The sequence below is a fragment of the Pseudomonas mosselii genome, assembly GCF_005796105.1.
Lineage (GTDB): Bacteria > Pseudomonadota > Gammaproteobacteria > Pseudomonadales > Pseudomonadaceae > Aquipseudomonas > Aquipseudomonas mosselii_C.
On sequence record NZ_VAUO01000002.1, the window covers coordinates 487,356 to 508,806 of the forward strand.

15 protein-coding genes and 1 pseudogene are annotated in these 21,451 nt (G+C 63.2%); 6 read left to right on the forward strand and 10 right to left on the reverse strand.

Annotation, left to right across the window (positions count from 1 at the left end):
- Positions 1–20: 20 nt before the first annotated feature.
- The 5 genes from purT to FEM01_RS07245 all read right to left on the reverse strand — a co-directional run bounded on the left by purT (position 21) and on the right by FEM01_RS07245 (position 3,373).
- The gene (gene purT, locus FEM01_RS07225) at positions 21–1,202 is read right to left on the reverse strand and encodes a formate-dependent phosphoribosylglycinamide formyltransferase (protein WP_138218725.1); all 1,182 of its coding nucleotides are present in this window, start codon (positions 1,200–1,202) and stop codon (positions 21–23) included.
- A 113-nt stretch (positions 1,203–1,315) separates the two neighbouring features.
- On the reverse strand, positions 1,316–1,786 hold the full coding sequence (locus FEM01_RS07230; protein WP_138218727.1) for a VUT family protein: 471 nt from the start codon (positions 1,784–1,786) through the stop codon (positions 1,316–1,318).
- Positions 1,787–2,003: 217 nt separating this feature from the next.
- A complete protein-coding gene (locus tag FEM01_RS07235) occupies positions 2,004–2,210 on the reverse strand; it encodes a DUF1289 domain-containing protein (protein WP_138218729.1) in 207 nt (68 codons plus the stop codon).
- Complete coding sequence (locus FEM01_RS07240) at positions 2,203–2,727, reverse strand: gamma carbonic anhydrase family protein (RefSeq protein ID WP_138218731.1); 525 nt, start codon at positions 2,725–2,727, stop codon at positions 2,203–2,205. The genes FEM01_RS07235 and FEM01_RS07240 overlap by 8 nt, the downstream gene beginning before the upstream one ends.
- Before the next feature lie 46 nt (positions 2,728–2,773).
- Positions 2,774–3,373 (reverse strand): CoA pyrophosphatase, encoded by a 600-nt coding sequence (locus FEM01_RS07245; RefSeq protein ID WP_138218733.1) that lies wholly within the window; start codon positions 3,371–3,373, stop codon positions 2,774–2,776.
- 127 nt (positions 3,374–3,500) lie between these two features.
- On the opposite strand from FEM01_RS07245, the gene FEM01_RS07250 reads away from it, so the two are divergent.
- The 3 genes from FEM01_RS07250 (at position 3,501) to FEM01_RS07260 (ending at position 6,944) form a co-directional block, all read left to right on the forward strand.
- Positions 3,501–4,055 carry an NUDIX hydrolase gene (locus FEM01_RS07250; protein ID WP_138218735.1) on the forward strand — a complete coding sequence of 185 codons (555 nt, stop codon included), beginning with the start codon at positions 3,501–3,503 and terminating at the stop codon, positions 4,053–4,055.
- Positions 4,056–4,074: 19 nt separating this feature from the next.
- Positions 4,075–4,638 (forward strand): L,D-transpeptidase family protein, encoded by a 564-nt coding sequence (locus tag FEM01_RS07255; protein ID WP_138218737.1) that lies wholly within the window; start codon positions 4,075–4,077, stop codon positions 4,636–4,638.
- 281 nt (positions 4,639–4,919) lie between these two features.
- Complete coding sequence (locus FEM01_RS07260) at positions 4,920–6,944, forward strand: PhoX family protein (protein ID WP_138218739.1); 2,025 nt, start codon at positions 4,920–4,922, stop codon at positions 6,942–6,944.
- 257 nt (positions 6,945–7,201) lie between these two features.
- Here FEM01_RS07260 and FEM01_RS07265 read toward each other — a convergent pair whose 3' ends face one another.
- Positions 7,202–7,513 carry a YqfO family protein gene (locus FEM01_RS07265; RefSeq protein ID WP_138218741.1) on the reverse strand — a complete coding sequence of 104 codons (312 nt, stop codon included), beginning with the start codon at positions 7,511–7,513 and terminating at the stop codon, positions 7,202–7,204.
- A 3-nt stretch (positions 7,514–7,516) separates the two neighbouring features.
- A complete protein-coding gene (purL, locus tag FEM01_RS07270; RefSeq protein ID WP_138218743.1) occupies positions 7,517–11,416 on the reverse strand; it encodes a phosphoribosylformylglycinamidine synthase in 3,900 nt (1,299 codons plus the stop codon).
- A 289-nt stretch (positions 11,417–11,705) separates the two neighbouring features.
- Between purL and mltF the strand changes: the two genes are divergently transcribed.
- Positions 11,706–13,163: a membrane-bound lytic murein transglycosylase MltF gene (mltF, locus tag FEM01_RS07275; protein ID WP_138218745.1), complete on the forward strand. Its 1,458-nt coding sequence runs from the start codon at positions 11,706–11,708 to the stop codon at positions 13,161–13,163.
- Positions 13,164–13,327: 164 nt separating this feature from the next.
- Positions 13,328–16,306 carry a membrane-targeted effector domain-containing toxin gene (locus tag FEM01_RS07280; RefSeq protein WP_138218747.1) on the forward strand — a complete coding sequence of 993 codons (2,979 nt, stop codon included), beginning with the start codon at positions 13,328–13,330 and terminating at the stop codon, positions 16,304–16,306.
- Between the two features lie 8 nt (positions 16,307–16,314).
- On the opposite strand, the gene tadA is transcribed toward FEM01_RS07280, so the two are convergent.
- Positions 16,315–16,794, reverse strand: coding sequence for a tRNA adenosine(34) deaminase TadA (gene tadA / locus FEM01_RS07285; RefSeq protein ID WP_138218749.1), 480 nt, complete (start codon positions 16,792–16,794; stop codon positions 16,315–16,317).
- Positions 16,794–18,176, reverse strand: coding sequence for a multicopper oxidase family protein (locus FEM01_RS07290; RefSeq protein ID WP_138218751.1), 1,383 nt, complete (start codon positions 18,174–18,176; stop codon positions 16,794–16,796). The genes tadA and FEM01_RS07290 overlap by 1 nt, the downstream gene beginning before the upstream one ends.
- Positions 18,177–18,383: 207 nt before the next feature.
- Here FEM01_RS07290 and FEM01_RS07295 point away from each other — a divergent pair, with 207 nt between their 5' ends.
- Positions 18,384–20,246, forward strand: coding sequence for an LTA synthase family protein (locus FEM01_RS07295; RefSeq protein WP_138218753.1), 1,863 nt, complete (start codon positions 18,384–18,386; stop codon positions 20,244–20,246).
- A 63-nt stretch (positions 20,247–20,309) separates the two neighbouring features.
- On the opposite strand, the pseudogene FEM01_RS07300 reads toward FEM01_RS07295, so the two are convergent.
- A pseudogene (locus tag FEM01_RS07300) lies at positions 20,310–21,440 on the reverse strand (methyl-accepting chemotaxis protein); the annotation flags it as partial.
- Between the last annotated feature and the right edge of the window lie 11 nt (positions 21,441–21,451).

Sequence of the window (21,451 nt, forward strand, 5' to 3'; positions counted from 1 at the left end):
TGTAGCTTGTAGCTTGTAGCTTAGAATTCGACCTTGACCGCCTGCGAGGCACGGGTCGCCTTGGCTCGCGCGGCCTCGATCGACTCGTCACGCGCCAGGCATACGCCCATGCGGCGGGTGCCGTTGATTTCCGGTTTGCCAAACAGACGAATGGCCGTGTCCGGCTCGCTCAGGGCGGCGCCCAGATTGGCGAAGCTGGTCTGCTGCGACTGGCCCTCAGGCAGGATCACCGCCGAAGCCGACGGGCCGAACTGACGCACGGTCGGGATCGGCAGGCCGAGAATCGCCCGCGCGTGCAAGGCGAACTGCGACAGGTCCTGGGAAATCAAGGTCACCAGGCCAGTATCGTGCGGACGCGGCGAGACTTCGCTGAACCACACCTGATCACCCTTGACGAACAACTCCACACCGAACAGGCCACGCCCGCCCAGCGCGTCGGTGACCGCCTGCGCCACACGCTGCGATTCGGCCAGAGCCTTCGGGCTCATGGCCTGGGGCTGCCAGGACTCCTGATAGTCGCCCTTCTCCTGACGGTGGCCGACCGGGGCAAGGAAGGTGGTGCCGCCGACGTGACGCACGGTCAGCAGGGTGATTTCGTACTCGAAGTCGATGAAGCCTTCGATGATCACCCGGCCCTTGCCGGCACGCCCGCCTTCCTGGGCGTAATCCCAGGACTTCTGCAGGTCATCGGCGCTGCGCAGCAGGCTCTGGCCCTTGCCCGAGGAACTCATCACCGGCTTGACCACGCACGGATAGCCCAGGTCGGCGACCGCCTTGCTGTAGTCCTCAAAGGTGTCGGCGAAGTGGTACGGCGAGGTCGGCAGGTCGAGTTCCTCGGCGGCCAAGCGACGGATGCCCTCACGGTTCATGGTCAACTGGGTGGCGCGCGCGGTGGGCACCACGTTGAAACCTTCGCTTTCCAGCTCGACCAGGGTGGCGGTTGCGATGGCTTCGATCTCCGGGACGATGTAATGCGGCTTCTCGGCCTCGATCACCGCACGCAGGGCAACACCGTCGAGCATGTTGATCACATGGCTGCGGTGCGCGACCTGCATGGCCGGGGCATTGGCGTAGCGGTCCACGGCGATCACTTCGACGCCCAGGCGCTGCAGCTCGATCACCACTTCCTTGCCCAGCTCGCCGCAGCCGCAGAGCAGTACACGGGTCGCGGTGGGCGACAATGGGGTTCCGATACGGGTCATTTCAGGTCCTCGAAGGCGTCCGGGGCGGCGCTACGGGTGGCGCTGCCCGCTGAAAAAGGACCAGTATTCTACCTGTGCGAGCGGCCTCGTGTCGCGATGCACCGTACAGCGGCCTATCCGCCAGCCAGCGCCAGGCGCCGGGCACGCCAGGCCATGATCAGCCATACCGCCGTCACCCCGGCGAACTTGGAGGCCAGCGCCGTGCCAACCACCGCCGGCGTCAGCGCGCCGATCATGCCGAAGAAAATGAAGGTGTCTACCGGGATACTCAGTGCCGAGCTGAGCCAGAGGCGGTCGCGTAGAGGGCGACGGGTGACGCTGAACACCAGCCAGTCGATCAGCTCGGAGATGAAGAACGCCGTAGCACTGGCCAGGGCAATGGCCGGCTCGGAGGTGACATACGACAGCACCAGCGCCACCAGCATCGCCAGCAGCGCACCGTGACCGTAGCGGGTTTGCACCATGTCGCGCAGAATGAACACCAGGCCACCCCAGGCGGACCAGATGACATCCAGGTGCGGAGCGCTGGAGAAGGCGTAGTTGATCAGCACCACGCTGCTGATATAGGCGATGAGGTAGAACATGATCCGACAGTATGCAGGGCAAGCGGCACAGAATACGTGAATTCGCAATCAGCGCCTATTCACGGGTAAACCCGCAGCGGGCTTGCCGACCTGTGGGAGTTCACCCAGCCCGACCGGGCTGCGCCCTGTGGGAGCGGGTTTACCCGCGAAGCAGGCGACTCGGTGTATAGCACCGGCTTCGCCGGTGTTCGCGGTGGCCCGGCAACGCAGCAAAAACCTACAGGCCGATCACCAGCCCCGAAGCCACCGCACGCTCATGGCACAGCTTGAGCACCGCGCGGCGCTGGTCATTGTCCATCCGCCCCCAACGAGTGATCTCGTCCACCGTGCGCTGGCAGCCGGTGCAGATGTCCTGCTCATCCAGCGCACAGACACTGACGCACGGCGAAGCCACCGGCCGCTCGCGCGGCGTTGCCTCATTCATCCTCGGCCACCAGGTCACGGGCATAGCGCTGGGCGTTGTGCACATAATGCGCGGCACTGGCTTCGAGCATGCGCATCTGCTGCTCGGTCAGCTCGCGCACCACCTTGCCCGGTGACCCCATCACCAGTGAACCGTCAGGGATTTCCTTGCCTTCGGGGATCAGCGCATTGGCGCCGATGATGCAGTGCTTGCCAATGCGCGCACCGTTGAGGATCACCGCGTTGATGCCAATCAGGCTGTAGTCGCCTACCGTGCAGCCATGCAGCATCGCGTTATGACCGACGGTCACGCCCTTGCCCAGGGTAAGTGGCGCGCCCATATCGGTGTGCATCACGCTGCCATCCTGAACGTTACTGTCCTCGCCGATGTCGATCAGCTCGTTGTCGCCGCGCAACACGGCGCCAAACCATACGCTGGCGCGGGCCTGCAGGCGCACCTTGCCGATCAGCGTGGCAGTGGGTGCGGTCCAGCTGGTGGGGTGGGTCTCGACGCGCAGGTCGCCCAGGCGGTATTTCATGTAACGCTCCTCACGGTTGAAGGCAGCTCGGCAGGGTGAGCCCTGCTCAGTTCTGGATGAAACGCTCTGGCGGCTGGTGCAGGCTGATCCCGGCGTCATACAACAGGTTGACCAGCTCGACGATCATGATCGCCGAGAGCCCCCAGATCTTGTAGTCGCCGTAGCGGTAGCTGGGCACGTACCAGCTACGCCCTTGATAGTCGATGCGGTGAGTGTGGTCGCGCGGATCCTGGCGGAAGAACTCCAGCGGTACGGTGAAAACGGCCGCGATCTCGGCATCGTTGGCGCGGTACTCGACATAATCGGGGATCAGCCCGACAAACGGGGTCACTTTCAAGCCATGTAGCGAAATCAGCGGGCTAAGCGGGCCGATGACTTCGACCAGCCCTGGCGGCAGGCCGATTTCTTCCTCGGCCTCGCGCAGGGCGGTGAACACCAGATCCGGGTCCTCCGGGTCGCGCCGCCCCCCGGGGAAGGCTACTTCGCCACCGTGGGTCGACAAGCCCTTGGCGCGTAGCGTCAACACCAGCTCCGGCTCCTCGCTGCGGGTAATGGGCAGCAGTACCGCAGCTTCCGGGAAGCGGCGATCCACCTCCAGCGAGGCAGGGGTATGATTGCTCATTCGGCGAAGAAGCTCGTCCAGCATTACGCACTCTCGTGTCCAAAGCCTGCCGTGCATGATGCACCAAAAGCCGCGAGGCACCCAAGCCCTGCCCGCTTGCGGTGAGCAGGCCAGACGCGCAAAGATAGCCTGACCCTCAAGGAATAAAAGCATGAAATTCTGCAGCGCGTGCGGCCAGTCGGTCATCCAGCGAATCCCGGACGGCGACAGCCGCCTGCGTTATATGTGCGAGCACTGCCAGACCATCCACTATCAGAATCCCAACATCGTCGCCGGCGTACTGCCCACCTGGGGCACACAGGTGCTGTTGTGCCGACGCGCCATCGAGCCGCGCCGGGGCTTTTGGACCCTGCCCGCCGGTTTCATGGAGAACGGCGAGACGCTGGATCAAGCCGCTCGTCGCGAAACCGTCGAGGAAGCCTGTGCCCGGGTCGGGCAAACCAGCCTCTACCAGTTGTTCGACTTGCCACACATCAATCAGGTGCATGTGTTCTTCCGCGCCGAACTGAGCGACCTGGACTTTGCCACTGGCGTCGAAAGCCTGGAGGTGCGCTTGTTCGAGGAACACGAAATCCCGTGGACGGAGCTGGCTTTTCGCACCGTCGCACGCACACTAGAATGCTACTATCGCGACCGCATCAGGCAGCACTACCCCATAGGCCACGAATACCTGCCGCCGATGAACGTTTCGTCGTCCACCTCATAGTTTTCAGGGATACGGTTTCATGCGCTGGTTGCTTGCCCTCTTCTGCTTCAGTGTCGCCTCGGTGTCGCAAGCGGCCTTCACCGAAACCATCATCCGCAAGCCTGCGTCGACCAGCAGCGTGCCAGCCCCAGTGCAAGCCGCGCCCACGGCAGAGGGGCAGATGATCGACAAGGTGCTGGTGCTCAAGTCCGAACGCCGCCTGCAACTGATCAGCCGTGGCGAACCGCTCAAGACCTACCGCATCTCGCTGGGCAAGCAGCCCAAGGGCGCCAAGGAGCGCGAAGGCGACAAGAAGACCCCCGAAGGTCTGTACTGGCTCGACTGGCGCAAAGTGAGCGACCGCTACAACCTGGCCATGCACATCTCCTACCCGAACATCAGCGATGCGGCCAAGGCGCGCCGTGACGGGGTGAGTGCCGGCAGCATGATCATGATCCATGGCACCCCGATCGACGAGGAATACCCCGAGTGGTACTTCCACACCCTCGACTGGACCGAAGGCTGCATCGCCATGCGCAACGCCGACATGCGCGAAGTCTGGAACCTGGTCAAGGACGGTACGCTGATCGAAATCCGGCCTTGAGTCCGGCCCTGTGCAAACGCTAAGCCAACGTCTTTGCGAACAGAAACCCCCTAGGCAAAACTGGCCTTTGCCTGACACAAAGCCAAGCACGGCGCCGCATCCAGCCAAGCCTGTGCGGTCATTCACTCACCTCATCGAGAGCCTGGGTCGCACGCTGCTTTGCAAGGCCGCCCAAAGCGCCGAATGCCTTTGGACAGGCGGTAACACGCCTGCAAGAAAATCATCACATTGAGGTTCTAAAGTCGGCCTTCTGCGTCATCCCAGACCAAAAAGGACACCCGATGAGTCGAGACAGCGGCGACAACCTGGACCGTAACCACGCTGGCAACCTGCCAATGACCAGCGTCATGGACGCCTACCTCAGCCGCCGCAGCGTGCTGCGTGGCAGCCTGGGCGCTGCGATCGCGATGATCGCCGGCACTGGCCTCACGGCCTGCTTCGATGGCACCACACCCTCGCCACAACCGGCAAAGCCCAAGCTCGGCTTCCAGTCCATCAAGGGTTCGCGCCTCGATGCCTGCGCCGTCGCGCCCGGTTATAGCGCACAAGTGCTGGCGCCGTGGGGCACACCGATCAACAGCAGCGGCAAACCCTGGCAAGCCGACGGCAGCAACAGCGCCAGCGACCAGGCCAACGCCATGGGCATGCACCACGACGGCATGCGCTTCTTCCCCATCGACGGCAGCTCCGAAGACGGTCTGCTGGCAATCAACTTCGAATACATCGACACCGCAGCCCTGCACCCGCATGGCCCGACCAACGCGATCAGCGGCCAACGCCCCGCCGAAGAAGTGCGCAAGGAGATCAACGCCCACGGCGCCGGGGTGGTACGCATCCGCAAGACCAACGGGCGCTGGCAGGTGGTGGATAACGACCCACTCAACCGCCGCTTCACCACCGCCACGGTGATGGACATCGCCGGCCCCCTGCGCGGCACCGCGCACGTGCGCACCCGCTTCTCCCCTGCCGGGGTCGAGTGCCGCGGCACCAACAACAATTGCGGCAACGGCTATACCCCGTGGGGCACGTACCTGACCTGTGAAGAAAACTGGCCAGGGATCTTCGTCAACACCGCCAGCCGCCCAGCCGACCAGGTGCGTATCGGCGTTGCCGCCAACGCCGGGCAATACCGTTGGGAAAGCGCAGCAGGCGATGCCAGCGAGGTGGACGACGAGTTCGCGCGTTTCGACGTGACCCCAAAGGGCGCCAGCGCCACTGACGACTACCGCAACGAAGCCAGCACGTTCGGCTATATCGTCGAGATCGACCCGTACAACAGCGCCACGCGCGCCGTGAAACGCACCGCGCTCGGGCGTTTGCGCCATGAGGGCTGTTGCCCAGGCCTGGCGGTAGCAGGCAAGCCGTTGGTCTGGTACACCGGTGACGACTCCAACAACGAGTACCTGTACAAGTTCGTTTCTGATGCGCTGTGGGACCCGGCCGACGCCAAGGCCCAGGACCGCCTGAACATCGGCGCCAAGTACATGGACAAGGGCAAGCTGTACGTCGCCCGCTTCAACGACGATGGCAGCGGCGACTGGCTGCTGCTCGACACCGCTACCGCGACCCGCGATGGCAGCACCCTGGGTGCGCTGTTCGGCGACCTGCCAGGCATCATCATCAACACGCGCGGCGCCGCCGACGCCGTGGGTGCCACGCCCATGGACCGCCCCGAGTGGACGGCGGTCAACCCGCTCAACGGCGATGCCTACCTGACGCTGACCAACAACAGTGCCCGCAGCGCCGACAAGACCGACAAGGCCAACCCGCGCGGCCCCAACCGTCACGGGCACATCATCCGCTGGCACGACAGCGAGGATCACCGGCATTTTGCCTGGGACATCTTCGTGTTCGGTGCCAACGCCGATGGCGCAGCCGAGATCAACCGTTCCGGGCTGACCGAGATGAACCAGTTCGCCAGCCCCGATGGCATGAGTTTCGATAGCCGCGGCATCCTCTGGTTCGAAACCGACAATGGCGAAGAGAGCGTGACACGCTACACCAACGACCAGTTGCTGGCAGTGATCCCCACGGACCTGGTGGACAGCAACGGCAAACAGCTGCCGATCAACGCGCAGAACCAGACAGACCTGCGACGCTTCTTCGTTGGGCCCAATGGCTGTGAGGTCACGGGGATCACCTTCACGCCAGACAACAAGACGCTGTTCATCAATATCCAGCACCCGGAGAACTGGCCATCCACCGACGTGGCGACCGATGTCACACCAGCGGGCACCAAGCTGCGGCCGCGCTCATCGACCGTGGCGATCCAACGCCTGGATGGCGGCGAGATAGGCACTGCTTGAGCAATATCGCTGGATTGAACCCAACGCAGCACCTGTAGGAGCGGCCTTGTGCCGCGAACACCGGCGTAGCCGGTGCCATCCACCGCGTCGCCTGTTTTGCGGTGGTCCGGCCCTCCGGCAAACCCGCGCCCACAGGATTGTGCAAAGCCCGAATCCAGCGCTGCACCTGTGCTATTCCACCTGAAACGCATCGCGGGGCAAGCCACAGCAACGAAACGTCGCTGCGGCTTGCCCCGCGATGGGCAGTGCGATGAACCTTAGAAATCGGCCAGTGGCCAGACCTCATAGGCCGGTGTTTCATAGGGATGGCTCTGCTTGAGCGCTGCAACCACCTGAACGATCAGCTGGTCAGCCACCACCAACTCCACCTTCCACTCCTCGACCCTCTCAACCTGGCCAGTTTGCCCAGTGAACGGCTGGCTGCCGTCCAACGGGCGGAACTGGCCCTGGCCCAGCACCTGCCACGCACAGTGGTCATAAGCGCCGATGCGCCCGCCGCCAGCGGCGAACACAGCAGCCTTGACCACCTCGACATGGCTGTCGGGGACGAAGAAGGCGAGCTTGTACACGCCTTAGTTCACCCACACCCGCGCATTGCGGAACATGCGCATCAGCGGTGCGTCTTCCTGCCACTCGTCCGGGCGCCAGGAGTTCTGCACGGCACGGAACATACGCTCCGGGTGCGGCATCATGATGGTCACACGGCCGTCACGGCTGGTGAGACCGGTGATACCGCGCGGCGAGCCGTTCGGGTTGGCCGGATAGGCTTCGGTGACCTTGCCGTGGTTGTCGACGTAGCGCAGTGCCACGGTGCCGGACAGGTCGGCCTCCAGCAGCGCCTCTTCGCTGGCGAACTCGGCATGACCTTCACCGTGGGCGATGGCGATCGGCATGCGCGAACCGGCCATGCCTTGCAGGAAGATCGAGTTGGACTTCTGCACCTCGACCATAGCCACGCGCGCCTCGAACTGCTCCGAGCGGTTGCGTACGAAGTGCGGCCAGTACTCGGTGCCAGGGATTAGCTCGTGCAGGTTGGACATCATCTGGCAACCGTTGCACACGCCCAGGGCGAAGCTGTCGTTGCGCTCGAAGAAGGCCTGGAAAGCATCGCGGGCACGGGCGTTGAACAGTGCCGACTTGGCCCAGCCCTCACCAGCACCCAGCACGTCGCCGTAGGAGAAGCCACCACAGGCCACCAGGCCCTTGAACGCTTCGAAGTCGACGCGACCTGCGAGGATGTCGCTCATGTGCACGTCGATGGCAGCGAAGCCTGCGCGGTCGAAGGCCGCAGCCATCTCGACCTGGCCGTTGACGCCCTGCTCACGCAGGATCGCCACTTGCGGACGCACGCCCGTCTTGATGTAGGGCGCCGCGATGTCGTCGTTGATGTCGAAGCCCAGCTTGACCGACAAGCCTGGGTTTTCTTCCTCGAGCAGCAGCTCGAATTCCTGGTCGGCGCATTCGGCGTTGTCACGCAGGCGCTGGATCTGGTAGCTGGTCTCGGCCCACTGGCGCTGTAGCATGCGACGGTCATCGTCGAACAGCACTTCACCGTTCAGGCTGATGGACACCTCGGCGTTGTTGACCGGCTTGCCGATCACCGACACGCAACCTTCGCCCAGACCGGCGGCGCTGAACTGGGCCAGCACGTCCGGGGTGGCGTCCTGGCGAACCTGGATCACCGCCCCCAGCTCTTCGTTGAACAAGATGGCCGGGACATCGCTCTTGCTGTCGGTAAGCGGGTCCAGTTGCAGGTCGAGGCCGCAATGACCGGCGAAAGCCATTTCCAGCACGGTGGTCAGCAGACCGCCGTCGGAACGGTCATGGTAGGCCAGCAGGTGACCATCGGCGTTCAGGCCCTGGATCACGGCGAAGAAGGCCTTGAGGTCTTCGGCATCGTCGACGTCCGGTGCCTGGGCAGCCAGCTTGCCGTAGGTCTGCGCGAGGATCGAGGCACCCATGCGGTTCTTGCCACGGCCCAGGTCGATCAGGATCAGGTCGGTTTCGCCCTTGTCCATGCGCAGTTGCGGGGTCAGGGTGTCGCGAATATCGGTGACCGGGGCGAAGCCGCTGACGATCAGCGACATCGGCGCGGTGACGCTCTTGTCGACGCCGTCCTCGCTCCACTTGGTCTTCATCGACATGGAGTCCTTGCCCACCGGAATGGTCAGGCCCAGCTCCGGGCACAGTTCCATGCCGACAGCCTTGACGGTGTCGTACAGACGCGCGTCTTCACCGGGGTGCCCGGCGGCGGACATCCAGTTGGCCGACAGCTTGATGTCGGAGAGTTTTTCGATGCGTGCGCCAGCCATGTTGGTCAGCACTTCGCCGATGGCCATGCGCCCGGACGCCGGGGCATCGAGCAGTGCAAGCGGAGTGCGCTCGCCCATGGCCATGGCTTCGCCGGTGTAGACATCGAAGCTGGTGGCGGTGACGGCGCAGTCGGCCACCGGTACCTGCCAAGGACCGACCATCTGGTCGCGGGCAACCAGACCGGTGATGGTACGGTCGCCGATGGTGATCAGGAAGCTCTTGCTGGCCACAGCAGGGTGGTTCAGCACGCGCTGCACCGCCTGGTCCAGGTCCAGCTGGCTCGGGTCGAAGTCATCGCCAAGCTCGGCTTCGCGGGTGACCGAACGGTGCATGCGTGGCGGCTTGCCGAGCAGCACGTCCAGCGGCATGTCCACCGGGGTGTTGTCGAAGTGGCTGTCAGTCACGGTCAGGTGCGGCTCGGCTGTGGCCTCGCCAACGACCGCGAATGGGCAGCGCTCGCGTTCGCAGATGGCCTGGAAACGCTCGAAGTCCTCGGCGCTGACAGCCAGCACGTAACGCTCCTGCGACTCGTTGCTCCAGATTTCGTGCGGGGCCATGCCCGGCTCGTCATTGGGCACGTTGCGCAGCTCGAAGCGGCCGCCACGACCACCGTCGTTGACCAGCTCCGGGAAGGCGTTGGAGATACCGCCGGCGCCGACGTCGTGGATGAACGCGATCGGGTTCTTGTCACCCAGTTGCCAGCAACGGTCGATGACCTCTTGGCAACGGCGCTCCATTTCTGGGTTTTCGCGCTGTACCGAGGCGAAGTCCAGGTCAGCCGAGCTGGCACCGGTAGCCACCGACGACGCCGCGCCGCCACCCAGGCCGATCAGCATGGCCGGGCCACCGAGCACGATCAGCTTGGCGCCCACGGTGATTTCGCCTTTTTGCACGTGGTCTTCACGGATGTTACCCATGCCGCCTGCGAGCATGATCGGCTTGTGGTAGCCGCGCACTTCCTCACCACGAGGGGTGTTGATGCTTTGCTCGAAGGTACGGAAGTAGCCGGTCAGCGCCGGGCGCCCGAACTCGTTGTTGAACGCCGCGCCACCGAGCGGGCCTTCGACCATGATGTCCAGGGCATCGACGATGCGTTCAGGCTTGCCGTAGGCCTGCTCCCACGGCTGTTCGAAGCCAGGGATACGCAGGTTGGAGACCGTGAAGCCGGTCAGGCCGGCCTTTGGCTTGGCGCCACGGCCGGTAGCGCCTTCGTCGCGGATCTCGCCGCCGGAGCCGGTGGAGGCGCCGGAGAACGGGGCGATGGCAGTCGGGTGGTTGTGGGTCTCGACCTTCATCAGAATGTGCACCGGCTCCTGCACCGCGCCGTACTGGCGGGTCTCAGGGTTCGGGAAGAAGCGGCCAGCGACGCTACCGACGATCACCGAAGCGTTGTCCTTGTAGGCGGACAGCACGCCTTCGCTGTGCATCTGGTAGGTGTTCTTGATCATGCCGAACAGGCTCTTCTCTTGCGCCTGGCCGTCGATGTCCCAGCTGGCGTTGAAGATCTTGTGGCGGCAGTGCTCGGAGTTGGCCTGGGCGAACATCATCAGTTCGATGTCGTTCGGGTTGCGCGCAAGGCCCTGGAAGGCGTTGACCAGATAGTCGATCTCGTCCTCGGCCAGGGCCAGGCCCAGGTCGATGTTGGCTTGCGCCAGCGCCGCGCGGCCACCGCCGAGCACGTCCACCGAGGTCATTGGCTTGGGCTGGGCGTGGCTGAACAGGTCAGCGGCGTCTTCAAGCTTGGCCAGTACGCGCTGGGTCATGCGGTCGTGCAACTCGGCGGCGATCAGCTGAGCGTCGGCGTCGGACAGGTTGCCGGCAACATAGTAGGCGATGCCGCGTTCCAGACGCTGGATCGACTGCAAGCCGCAGTTATGGGCGATGTCGCTGGCCTTGGATGCCCACGGCGAGATGGTGCCCAGGCGCGGCACGACCAGGAACAGGCGACCGGTAGGCGCCTGCACCGGCACGCTCGGGCCGTACTTGAGCAGACGGCCCAGCACCTGCTGCTGGTCAGCGGTCAGCTCGCCGTCGACGTCGGCGAAATGGGCGAATTCGGCATACAAACCAGTAACAGCGGGGACTTTCTGGCTCAGTTGCTCGAGTAATTTACCGTGGCGAAAGGCAGAAAGGGCAGGAGCGCCGCGCAGGATCAACATCGTCGGGACAGCCTCAGGGAAGGGGTGTGCTTAGAGGCCGTGCATTCTAGCCTAAATCGCAGGCTTTCGGCACCCGCTCTACGCCAATGCTGCCGGGCGGTGGAACCGGACCTTGGGGTCAAAAAAGCAGTTGTAAGCTGCAAGCTTGAAGCGACAAGAAAAAAGCGAGGTTGCACGCCCTGTTTTTGCTTGCAGCTTGCAGCTCGTCGCTTGCAGCTCAGGTCAACTAGCAGACCTGCCAACCATTGTCGAGATATGGCGGGGGCGGTCCTTTGCGTATACTGCACCCATGCTCGCCCACACTGCTTTGCGCCAGCGTTGCGCCAAATGGCTCTTCGCAACCGGACTCTTCCTGATGCTCGGTGCCTGTGTTGAAAAACCCAGCACCCTCGAACGCGTCAAGGAGGACGGCGTATTGCGCGTAATTACCCGCAACAGCCCGGCGACCTACTTCCAGGACCGCAACGGCGAAACCGGCTTCGAATACGAGCTGGTCAAGCGTTTCGCCGACGATCTAGGCGTCAAGTTGCAGATCGAGACCGCCGACAACCTCGACGACATCTTCAACCAGTTGGGCAAGCCGTCGGGCCCGGTGCTGGCCGCTGCCGGCCTTGTCAGCAGCGAGCGGCGCGCGGCCCAGGCAAGGTTCTCCCATCCCTACCTGGAAGTCACCCCGCAGGTCATCTACCGCAACGGCCGCTCGCGCCCGACCGAACCCAAGGGGCTGGTCGGCAAGAAAATCATGGTGCTCAAGGGCAGCAGCCACGCCGACCAGTTGGCCGAGCTGAAAAAGCAGTACCCCGAGATCGAGTACGAAGAATCCGACGCGGTCGAGGTGGTCGACCTGCTGCGCATGGTCGACGAGGGCCAGATCGACCTCACCCTGGTGGACTCCAACGAACTGGCGATGAACCAGGTGTATTTCCCCAACGTGCGCGTAGCCTTCGACCTGGGCGACTCGCGCGATCAACGCTGGGCGGTGGCCCCTGGCGATGACAATAGCTTGCTCAACGAGGTCAACGAGTTCCTCGACAAATCACAGAAGAACGGCACCCTGCAACGGCTCAAGGACCGCTACTACGGCCATGTCGACGTACTCGGCTACGTCGGTGCCTACACCTTCGCCCAGCACCTGCAACAGCGCCTGCCCAAGTACGAGAAGCACTTCAAGTCCAGCGCCAAGGTCGAGCAGGTCGACTGGCGGCTGTTGGCAGCCATTGGCTATCAGGAGTCGATGTGGCAGCCCGAAGTTACCTCCAAGACAGGCGTACGCGGCCTGATGATGCTGACGCAGCGCACCGCCCAGGCCATGGGGGTGTCCAACCGACTGGACCCAAGACAGAGTATTCAGGGTGGCGCCAAGTACTACATGCTGGTCAAGGACCAGCTTGACGACAGCATCCAGGAGCCCGACCGTACCTGGTTCGCACTGGCTGCCTACAACGTCGGCAGTGGCCACCTCGAAGACGCCCGCACGCTGGCCAAGCGCGAGGGTCTGAACCCGAACAAGTGGCTCGACGTGAAGAAGATGCTACCGCGCCTGGCGCAGAAGCAGTGGTACAGCAAGACCAAATACGGCTACGCCCGCGGCGGCGAACCGGTGCATTTCGTGGCCAACATCCGCCGCTACTACGACATCCTTACCTGGGTAACCCAGCCGCAGCTCGAAGGCCAGGTCGCCGAGGGCAATCTGCATGTGCCTGGGGTGAACAAGGACAAGCCGGCAGAGCAGGCGCCGTCGATGTAAACATGCTAAGGCGAGCGCCTCGGCGCTACGCCCGGTCCGTGCTTTCCCTTCACTTTGAGCGCCAGGCCATGTGACCACCTGAGCGCCAGGCATGACATAACTACCACCTACCCTCCCGGCACCTCGGCCAACCTCGCGAACCCAAGAACCACGAGAGCACTGCCATGGGTTTGCAACTACCGATGTCCGAGGTCCAACAGCACCTGCGTGAACTGGCCCAATCACTGATCACGGCGTGTCCGGACATGCGTCAAATGGCGCGTGACACCGCCATCGCTATCCTGCACAAGCACGGGCAGCCAGCGCTGAACCCCGACCATGTCCACCTCAATCGCTTCCAGACGGCGCAGAGCAGCCCGAGAACCTTCAGTGGCTGGGAGCACCACGACGCGCCGATCCAGTCGTTCACGCTGCCGCAACTGGTGATGCACCGTTTCGATGTCCAAGATCAGGACAACAGCGACTTGCTCAGCTACCTGGCCGGGTTCTACAAGGATGGGCCGGGCCGGGACGTCTATGACGAACACAACGAGATACCCATCCAGCCCAAGGATGTACTCGAGGACTTCTGGCAGATCGACTTCAGCCGCCTGTTCCACGAGCAGCTCGAGACGTTCTGGCAGCGCAGCAGCGACAGCTACCGCCTGCTAGCCAAAGTGAACTTTCTCGCCAAGGTCGTCGAGGTTTGCGCCGCCGCGCCTGACAGTGCCTTGGCCCACTGTGCCCGAGAGGTCGCCACGGCACTCACCGGACTGAACCTGCAAGCCCCCACCCTCGAACAGTTACACCAGCTCAAGATCGCCGATGCCGGTTATCGGGTCTGCACCCTGGACATCGCCGGCTACGTGGCCAGCGATTGGCTGCGCATCGAAATGCAGGACGGCCGCCAGTTGCTGTACACGCCGGGCGAGGAGACCGCGCTGCAACTGTTCGCAGGCACCCACGAGCTGTATTGGTGGGTGCTCAACCACACCAACTACGCCGACAACCGCACGCGCTTCATGAGCCACTTCCCGTTATCGGCCAACGACAATTCAGCGCCGAACACCCAGCTCAACCACATGATCGACCTGCTGTTCTTCAACTGGGGCGGCCATGATCATCAGTGCCTGAACCAGCTCGACACCACCGTCGAGACAGACGCCTTCAGCCACCTGCGCGACGCGGCCCAACAGCGCATGCGCGATGATGCGCACTTTGCCCTGCGCTCGAACGGCGACTTGCGCAAACAGCTTTGGATCGGTTACCTGGAAGCCTTCGCCAGCATCAGCGGGCCACTGGCAGCACTAGACTGGCCCGTCGCACTCGCCGCGGTGGGGGCCGGGATTGCCGACATGGGCTTGAGCATCGACCAGGCGGTCAACGGCCACACCACTGGCGAGCGCAAGCATGGCGTCACCCAGGCGATCTTCGCGGCCATCGACACCCTGTTCAATGCCGCCATGCTCGCCAACGCGGCAGCCACGGTCGATGTCGAATCTGTGCGTGAGCCGGGGCTCGAAGTGCCTGCCGATGAACCGGCGCCGCTGGAGCCGATACCCACTGAGGATGACACCACCGATGCGCAGTACGATGCCCGCGAAGACGAACCGGCTAGCCACGCGGAGATCGAATCCTGGGTCCCTTCCCCGTTCAGGCCCGAACCTCCACAAACAGTGCTGGTCCCGTACCAAACCAATGTGATCCTCAGCGCCTCGCCAGACAGTGGTGGCGAGCTAGGCATCTACCTGCAGGGCGGCGACTTCTATGCGCTGATCGACCAACAGCCTTACCAAGTACGCTATGTCAAGGAGATGCAAACCTGGGTGGTGGTTGACCCGGAAAACCCTTGGTCTTTCTACCGCCATATCCCGATCGCGATGAACGCGCAAGGGCAGTGGCAACCCCTTGAACGCGCAGCCCTCAAAGGCGGCATGATACCGCGCAAGCTACTGAACCTCTGGGGCCGGGTGGCGCCCCGTGGCCTACCGGCACCACTTGCGGCCAACGCTTACGAAATTCCCCTCGAGATGCGCCCCACACTCAAGGCTGCGGCCAACTCGCCACATCAGGATTTGGCACTGAGCGGCGGTCTGGCCAGCCTGGATGAGCAGATCGAAAACAGCTACGCCACGTTTCGCAGCCTGCGTGACAAACTGGCCAGCGATGCCCAGGCGTTTCTCGACGCCGCGCAACCTCCTGCCAGGCCTGCGCTCCCCGAACTGCCGAGCGATGCACCGCCCAAGCAGGTCCTGCGTGCGCTGCTGGAGAACAGTGACGGCGTGGTGATCGGCGAAGGGCATTCACAGCTCGGTAGCAAGCAGTTACTGATCGACAATATGAAGCTGCTACGTCGAGAGAAGGTCAAGGTGCTCTATCTGGAACACTTCATGACCGATTTCCATCAGGCAGATCTCGATGTATTCAACCGTACCGGGAGGATGCCCGCCGACTTGAGGGCTTACGCCCGGAATCTGGACGCTGGGTTCGGCTTGGATCGCACTGGTCGCTACACCTTCGAAAACGTGCTGATCGAAGCGCAGCGCAATGGTATCCGCGTGCAAGCCATCGACTGCATGGCCAGCTACAGGCAGGCTTGGGACCCGGCGCCTTCACCGGTGATCCGCCAGCAGATGATGAATTTCTATGCCCATGAGGTGATCGCGGCCGATCAGGCGCGAGCGCCGGGGCGCTGGATCGCGCTGGTCGGCAATTCCCACGCCAATACCTTCGAAGGCGTGCTGGGGGTAAGCGAACTCGAAGGCGCCATCGGTTTGCGTGTACAGGACATTCTCATCGGCCAAGCCGCCAGCATCGAGGTCGATCCGGGGTTCACCACGCTCGACAACGACATGTCGCTACGCCAGGTAAAAAGCGATCTGCGCCTGCAAGTGCCAGTCCGTACGCACCCGCCGCTGGGGGCTGACCTGGAGGCCGCACTCTGGCGCCGCGGCAACTTCACGATCGATGTTCGCGAAAATGAACCGTGCCTGATCCACCGCAGCAACACCGGCGAGTTGCTGTACACCCCGATTCTCAGGGAGGGCCCGCGGTTCTACATCTACAGGCCGAGTTGGCCATGGATCAGCGAACGCCGCCTGCGCAACCTGGCGGAGCTGCGCAACATGATGCAGCAACACGGCCTGAACTACGTGAGACTCTAACGTGCGCGTCAGCGCTTGGCCCGCCGCGCCTTGAAAAACTCGCTGAGGATCGCCCCGCACGCCTCGGCCAACACGCCCCCCTCCACCATGACTCGATGGTTGAGAAAGCCTTGGCCGAAAAACTGCCCCTGGCTCTGCACGATACCCGCTTTGGGCTCCAGGGCGCCAAACACCACGCGTGCCACCCGCGCATGCACGATCAGTCCCGCGCACATGCTGCATGGCTCAAGCGTCACGTACAGGGTGCTACCCGGCAGCCGGTAGTTACTCGCCGCCGCCGCAGCGGCACGGATGGCGACCATTTCGGCGTGGGCGCTGGGGTCGCTGTCCAGGATCGGCCGGTTGAAGCCCTGGCCCAGCACCTGGCCATGCTGCACCAACACCGCGCCCACCGGCACCTCACCCAGCGCCGCCCCTTGGGCGGCGAGATCCAGGGCCAAGCGCATGAATTCCTGGTCGCGGCTGCGATCAATGATCTGCGGGCGCATCACACCACCGCGATCGCGGCCATCAGACCGGTTTCCATATGGTCGATGACATGGCAGTGGAACATCCAGGTGCCTGGGTTATCGGCCACCAGCGCCACCTGGGCGCGTTCGTTCTTGCCCAACAGGTAGGTGTCGGTGAACCAAGGCTCGACGATCTTGCGGCGATTGGAGGCGATTACCTTGAAACTCATGCCATGCAGGTGGATCGGATGCTGATACTGGGTCATGTTCTTCAACTCGAAGATGTAGCTATTACCCTGTTTCAACGTGGCGATGGGGCGGTCGGCGCAGGTCTTGTCGGTGATGTCCCAGGCCTGACCGTTGATCTGCCACAGGCTCGGCGGCTTACCATTGTCGGTGTTCACCGACACTTTGCCGACCCACTCGAAATTGAAGTTGAGCTTCTCGGCCTTCTCCAGATCCGGTTCGGCAATCGGGTTGGCCGGCAGTCGCTTGGGCCAGTCGCCAGGCGCTTGGTTGCTGGCCACCGCGCGCAGCGTACCCAGGCGCACGAAACCATCACGCAGGGAGATCTCCTCGCCCGCCTCGGGGATGCGGATCGCCAGGCAGATGCGCATGCCAGGGCCTAGCCAATATTCGTCATCCAGTGCACGCGGCGTCACGGGATTGCCGTCCAGGGCGTAGATCATCGCCTCGCAGTTGCCTTTGAGGTTGAGGCGGTAGGTCCAGGTGTTGTCCAGGTTCAGCAGGCGTACGCGCACCACCTGCCCGGCTGGCAGTTCAGTGACTGCATCGGCCTGGCCGTTGATGGTGATCAATCGGCCTGCCGTGCCGTTGCGCGCCGCCTCGCGCGGGATGCTGAACGGCAGCCAGGCGCCTTGCTCATCCACGTGCCAGTTCTTCAGGCTCAAGGTGCGCTCATGCTGGAAGCCGGTCGGCTCGCGCTCCTCGACGATCAACGGCCCCACCAGGCCACGGCCCAGCTCCTCGGAACTGCTCACATGCGGGTGATACCAGTAGCTGCCGGCATCCGGCACGCGGAACTTGTAGTCGAAGTATTCGCCCGGTTTGACGGGCAATTGCGATACGTAGGGCACGCCGTCCATTTCCAATGGCAGGCGGATGCCATGCCAGTGGATGGTGGTTTCTACCGGCAGGTGATTGATGAAGCGTACCCGCAGCCAGGTACCCTGGCGCACCCGCAACTCAGTACCCGGTGCCGACGGGCCGAAAGCCCAGGCCTGGGTCTTGAAGCCGGGGACCAGTTCAACGTCCAACGGGGCGGCGATCAGCTCGTAGTCATGCCCGGCGTTCTCGTCCTCGACCTTGCCCAGCCAGTAACGCGCCGCGCCTCCGGCGCCCAGGCCTACCACCACCAGGCCGGTCAGGCCCTTGAGCATTTGTCGACGGGTAAAGGACATCGGTGCGGGTACCTCGTTTTCGCGCAATCAGTCTGCCAGCAGCGGCTGGCGATGAAGGGCGAATACGATACACCTGCATTTGCGAAATATTAAGTGAAGTCTTGCCGCAGCCCTTAGGGCCTGGCACGACGACATGCTTGCCCAAACGCTCAGTCGCTGCTTAAGTGAGCCAGTCAGGTGCCAAGGACTCGGGGGAGGCGCAGCACCATGCAGCCAAACAATCGTTTACTGACGGCCAGCCTGGTGCTGGCCGTCGCACTGTTGCTGATCCCGAAGATCATCCTGATCCAGTATTTCGCTAGCCGCTGGATCGACACCGACCCGGCAAGCCTTGCACGCTACCTACTGCAAGACCTGCTGCTGGCCACGGCGCTCTACCTGATCGCAAGGGCCCTGCTACCGCGCTACCGCGCCAGTTTCGTCACGCTCGGCCTGCTGACCGGCACCTTGCTGCTGATGCTGCTGATCGACATGCGCGTGCGTCAGTTGTGGCTTAAGCCACTGGACTGGGCCCTGGTGCAATACAGCCTGCGACATGCCGGCGACCTGGCCTCCGGCGCACCGGTGTTTTTCAATCAGTTGGCCGGTTTTGGCCTGACCTTTCGCTTCATCGTATTGCTCATGGGGCTGGCGTGGATGGCCAGCTGGACACTGTTGGGCGTGGCGACGTACCGCGCGCACCATCGCCCCTACGCCGCCCCGAGCCGTGCCAGCCTGCTCGGACCCGGGGTGCTGCTGATAGGGTTGCTCGGCGCCGCGGCACTGACCCAGGACGCCCGCTATAACCTGAACCAGAACATCGTGGCTGGCACACTGGTCACGGCGCTACGCAGCGCAGGCCTGGGCGGCCAGGCTACACCGCAAAACCTGCTGCCCTTCGAGCAACCCGCCTATTCGCTGTCGCGCCTGCCCGACAGCAGCCGCCCCAACCCGATGCCTGGCGTGAAGAACCTGGTGTACATCGTTATGGAGTCGGTGCGCTGGAACAGCACCTTCGGTCCCGGCGTGGACACCGTACAACGTTACCCGACCCTGGCCAGGCTCGCCGAGGAAGGCTGGCTGTCCAAGGCGTACGTCAGCGTGCCCCATTCGTCCAAGGGGTACTTCTCGATCTTCACCGGCCTGCACGCATACCCGGGGGTGGAAATCAAAGAAGCCATGCCCTTGCAACAACCCAGCGTGATTCATGCCCTGAAGCAGCAGCGCAACATGCAGGCCGTGGCGTTCAGCTCGCTGTTCCTGCAATTCGAGAACCTGGATGGTTTCTTGCGCTCCATCGGGGTGGACAAGACCTACGCGGTCGCCGACACGCTATCGGCCACACAAGGCAGCAGCTTCGGCACCAACGACGAGCACCTGTTCCTGCCCAGCATCCCTACGCTGCAAGCCATCCAGCAGTCGGGCAAGGGCTTCATCGCCCTGTACTTCCCCAGTGCGGCTCACTACCCCTACGACTGCCCAGGCAGCACGGTGCCCACCTCGGAGCTGGACAAGTACGAAAGCTGCATCGAATCCACCGACGCGCTGATCGGACAGATGCTACAGGGCTTCGACAAGGCCGGCCTGCTCGATTCGACGCTGTTCGTGTTGGTGGGCGACCATGGCGAGTCGTTCGGCGAGCATGGCCTATTCATCCACAACTCGTCCATGCACGAGGAGGAAGTGAGTGTCCCGCTGATTTTCTGGGCCAAGGGTACGCCGCTGCCCAAACTGCAATCGACCCTCAGTCAGCAGACCGACATTGCCCCGACACTTGCCGACTTCTTCGGATTAAGCGATGCGGCAATCGAGGTGCAAGGCGTCAGTTTGCTCAGACCACATGGCAAACGGGCGTTCTTCATGTCGACGTTCTTCGACCACCTGGCCTCGGCCTTGGTGGAATACCCGCACAAGTACGTGTACGAATACAGCTCGGACACCTTGGTCAAATATAACCTTGCCGAAGACCCGCAGGAGCGCGATCCGCAGACAGTCTCCGGCGACGAATTCACGGCGACCAAGCACCGGCTGCTGTCGTACGACCGCTACCAGCGGGACTGGTTCGAGCACAGGCCCGAGCGCGCGGAATGATGCGAAACGCGCACTTCGCGGCAGGCCGGATGGGGATCCGCCCTGCGCGATGCGCGTGGATGCTTAAAGCTTGAAGGTGCTGACCAAGTTGTTGAACGATACCGCCAGGCGCGACAACTCCTGGCTAGACGCGCTGGTCTGGTGCGCACCGGCAGCGGTCTGCGTGGAAAGATCCTGGATATTGATCAGGTTGCGATCGACCTCACGTGCGACGCTGGCCTGCTCTTCGGAAGCCGTCGCGATCAGCATGTTACGGTCGTTGATCTCGGCGATGTTCAGCGCAATGCGCTCAAGGGACTCACCGGTGGCCTGGGCAAGTTCCTGAGTGCTGTTAGCCAGGGTGCGGCTGTTGCCCATGGCCTTGACCGCTTCATCGGCGCGCGATTGCACACTGGCAATCATCGCCTCGATTTCCCCGGTCGAGGCTTGGGTACGAGCTGCCAGGGCTCTTACCTCATCGGCCACCACGGCAAAACCACGGCCCTGCTCACCCGCACGTGCCGCTTCGATGGCGGCGTTGAGCGCCAGCAGGTTGGTCTGCTCGGCGATGCCTCGAATCACGTCTAGGACCTGGGCGATATCGCGCACGCTGCCCGCCAATTCATCGACAATCACGGTCGACTGGCCAATCTCATCGTTCACGCTGGAGATCGCCTTGACCGCCTCTCGCGCCTGATCACGGCCATTGGCCGCTTCTTTGCTGGTATGGCGAGAGGCTTCGGAGGTCGAGGTGGCGTTGCGTGCCACTTCTTCCACAGCCGCAGTCATTTCGGTGACGGCCGTTGCCGCGAACTGGATCTCATCGTTCTGACGAGTCAACCCACGACTGCTTTCTTCGGTGACCGAATTGAGTTCTTCGGCAGCCGACGCCAGTTGGTCGGCGGCGCTGGCAATCTGCTGGATGGTGCTCTTGAGACCGTTTTGCATAGCCCCAAGCGCTGTCAGCAACTGGCCGGCTTCATCGGCGTGGCCGCGTTCGATGGATTTGGTCAGATCACCCCCGGCAATACGCTCGGCGTTGCGCACCGCCAACGCGATCGGCGTACTGATCGCCCGGCTGATGAACATACCCAGCAGCAGCGCTGCGACGAAGGCTACACCGATACCGATATACAGATTGAGCTTGGCAGCGGCCTCGGTCGTACGAGCGTCCTCGGCACCTTCGCCGATCTGCCGGTTGTTAGATTGCACCATGATGTCCAACT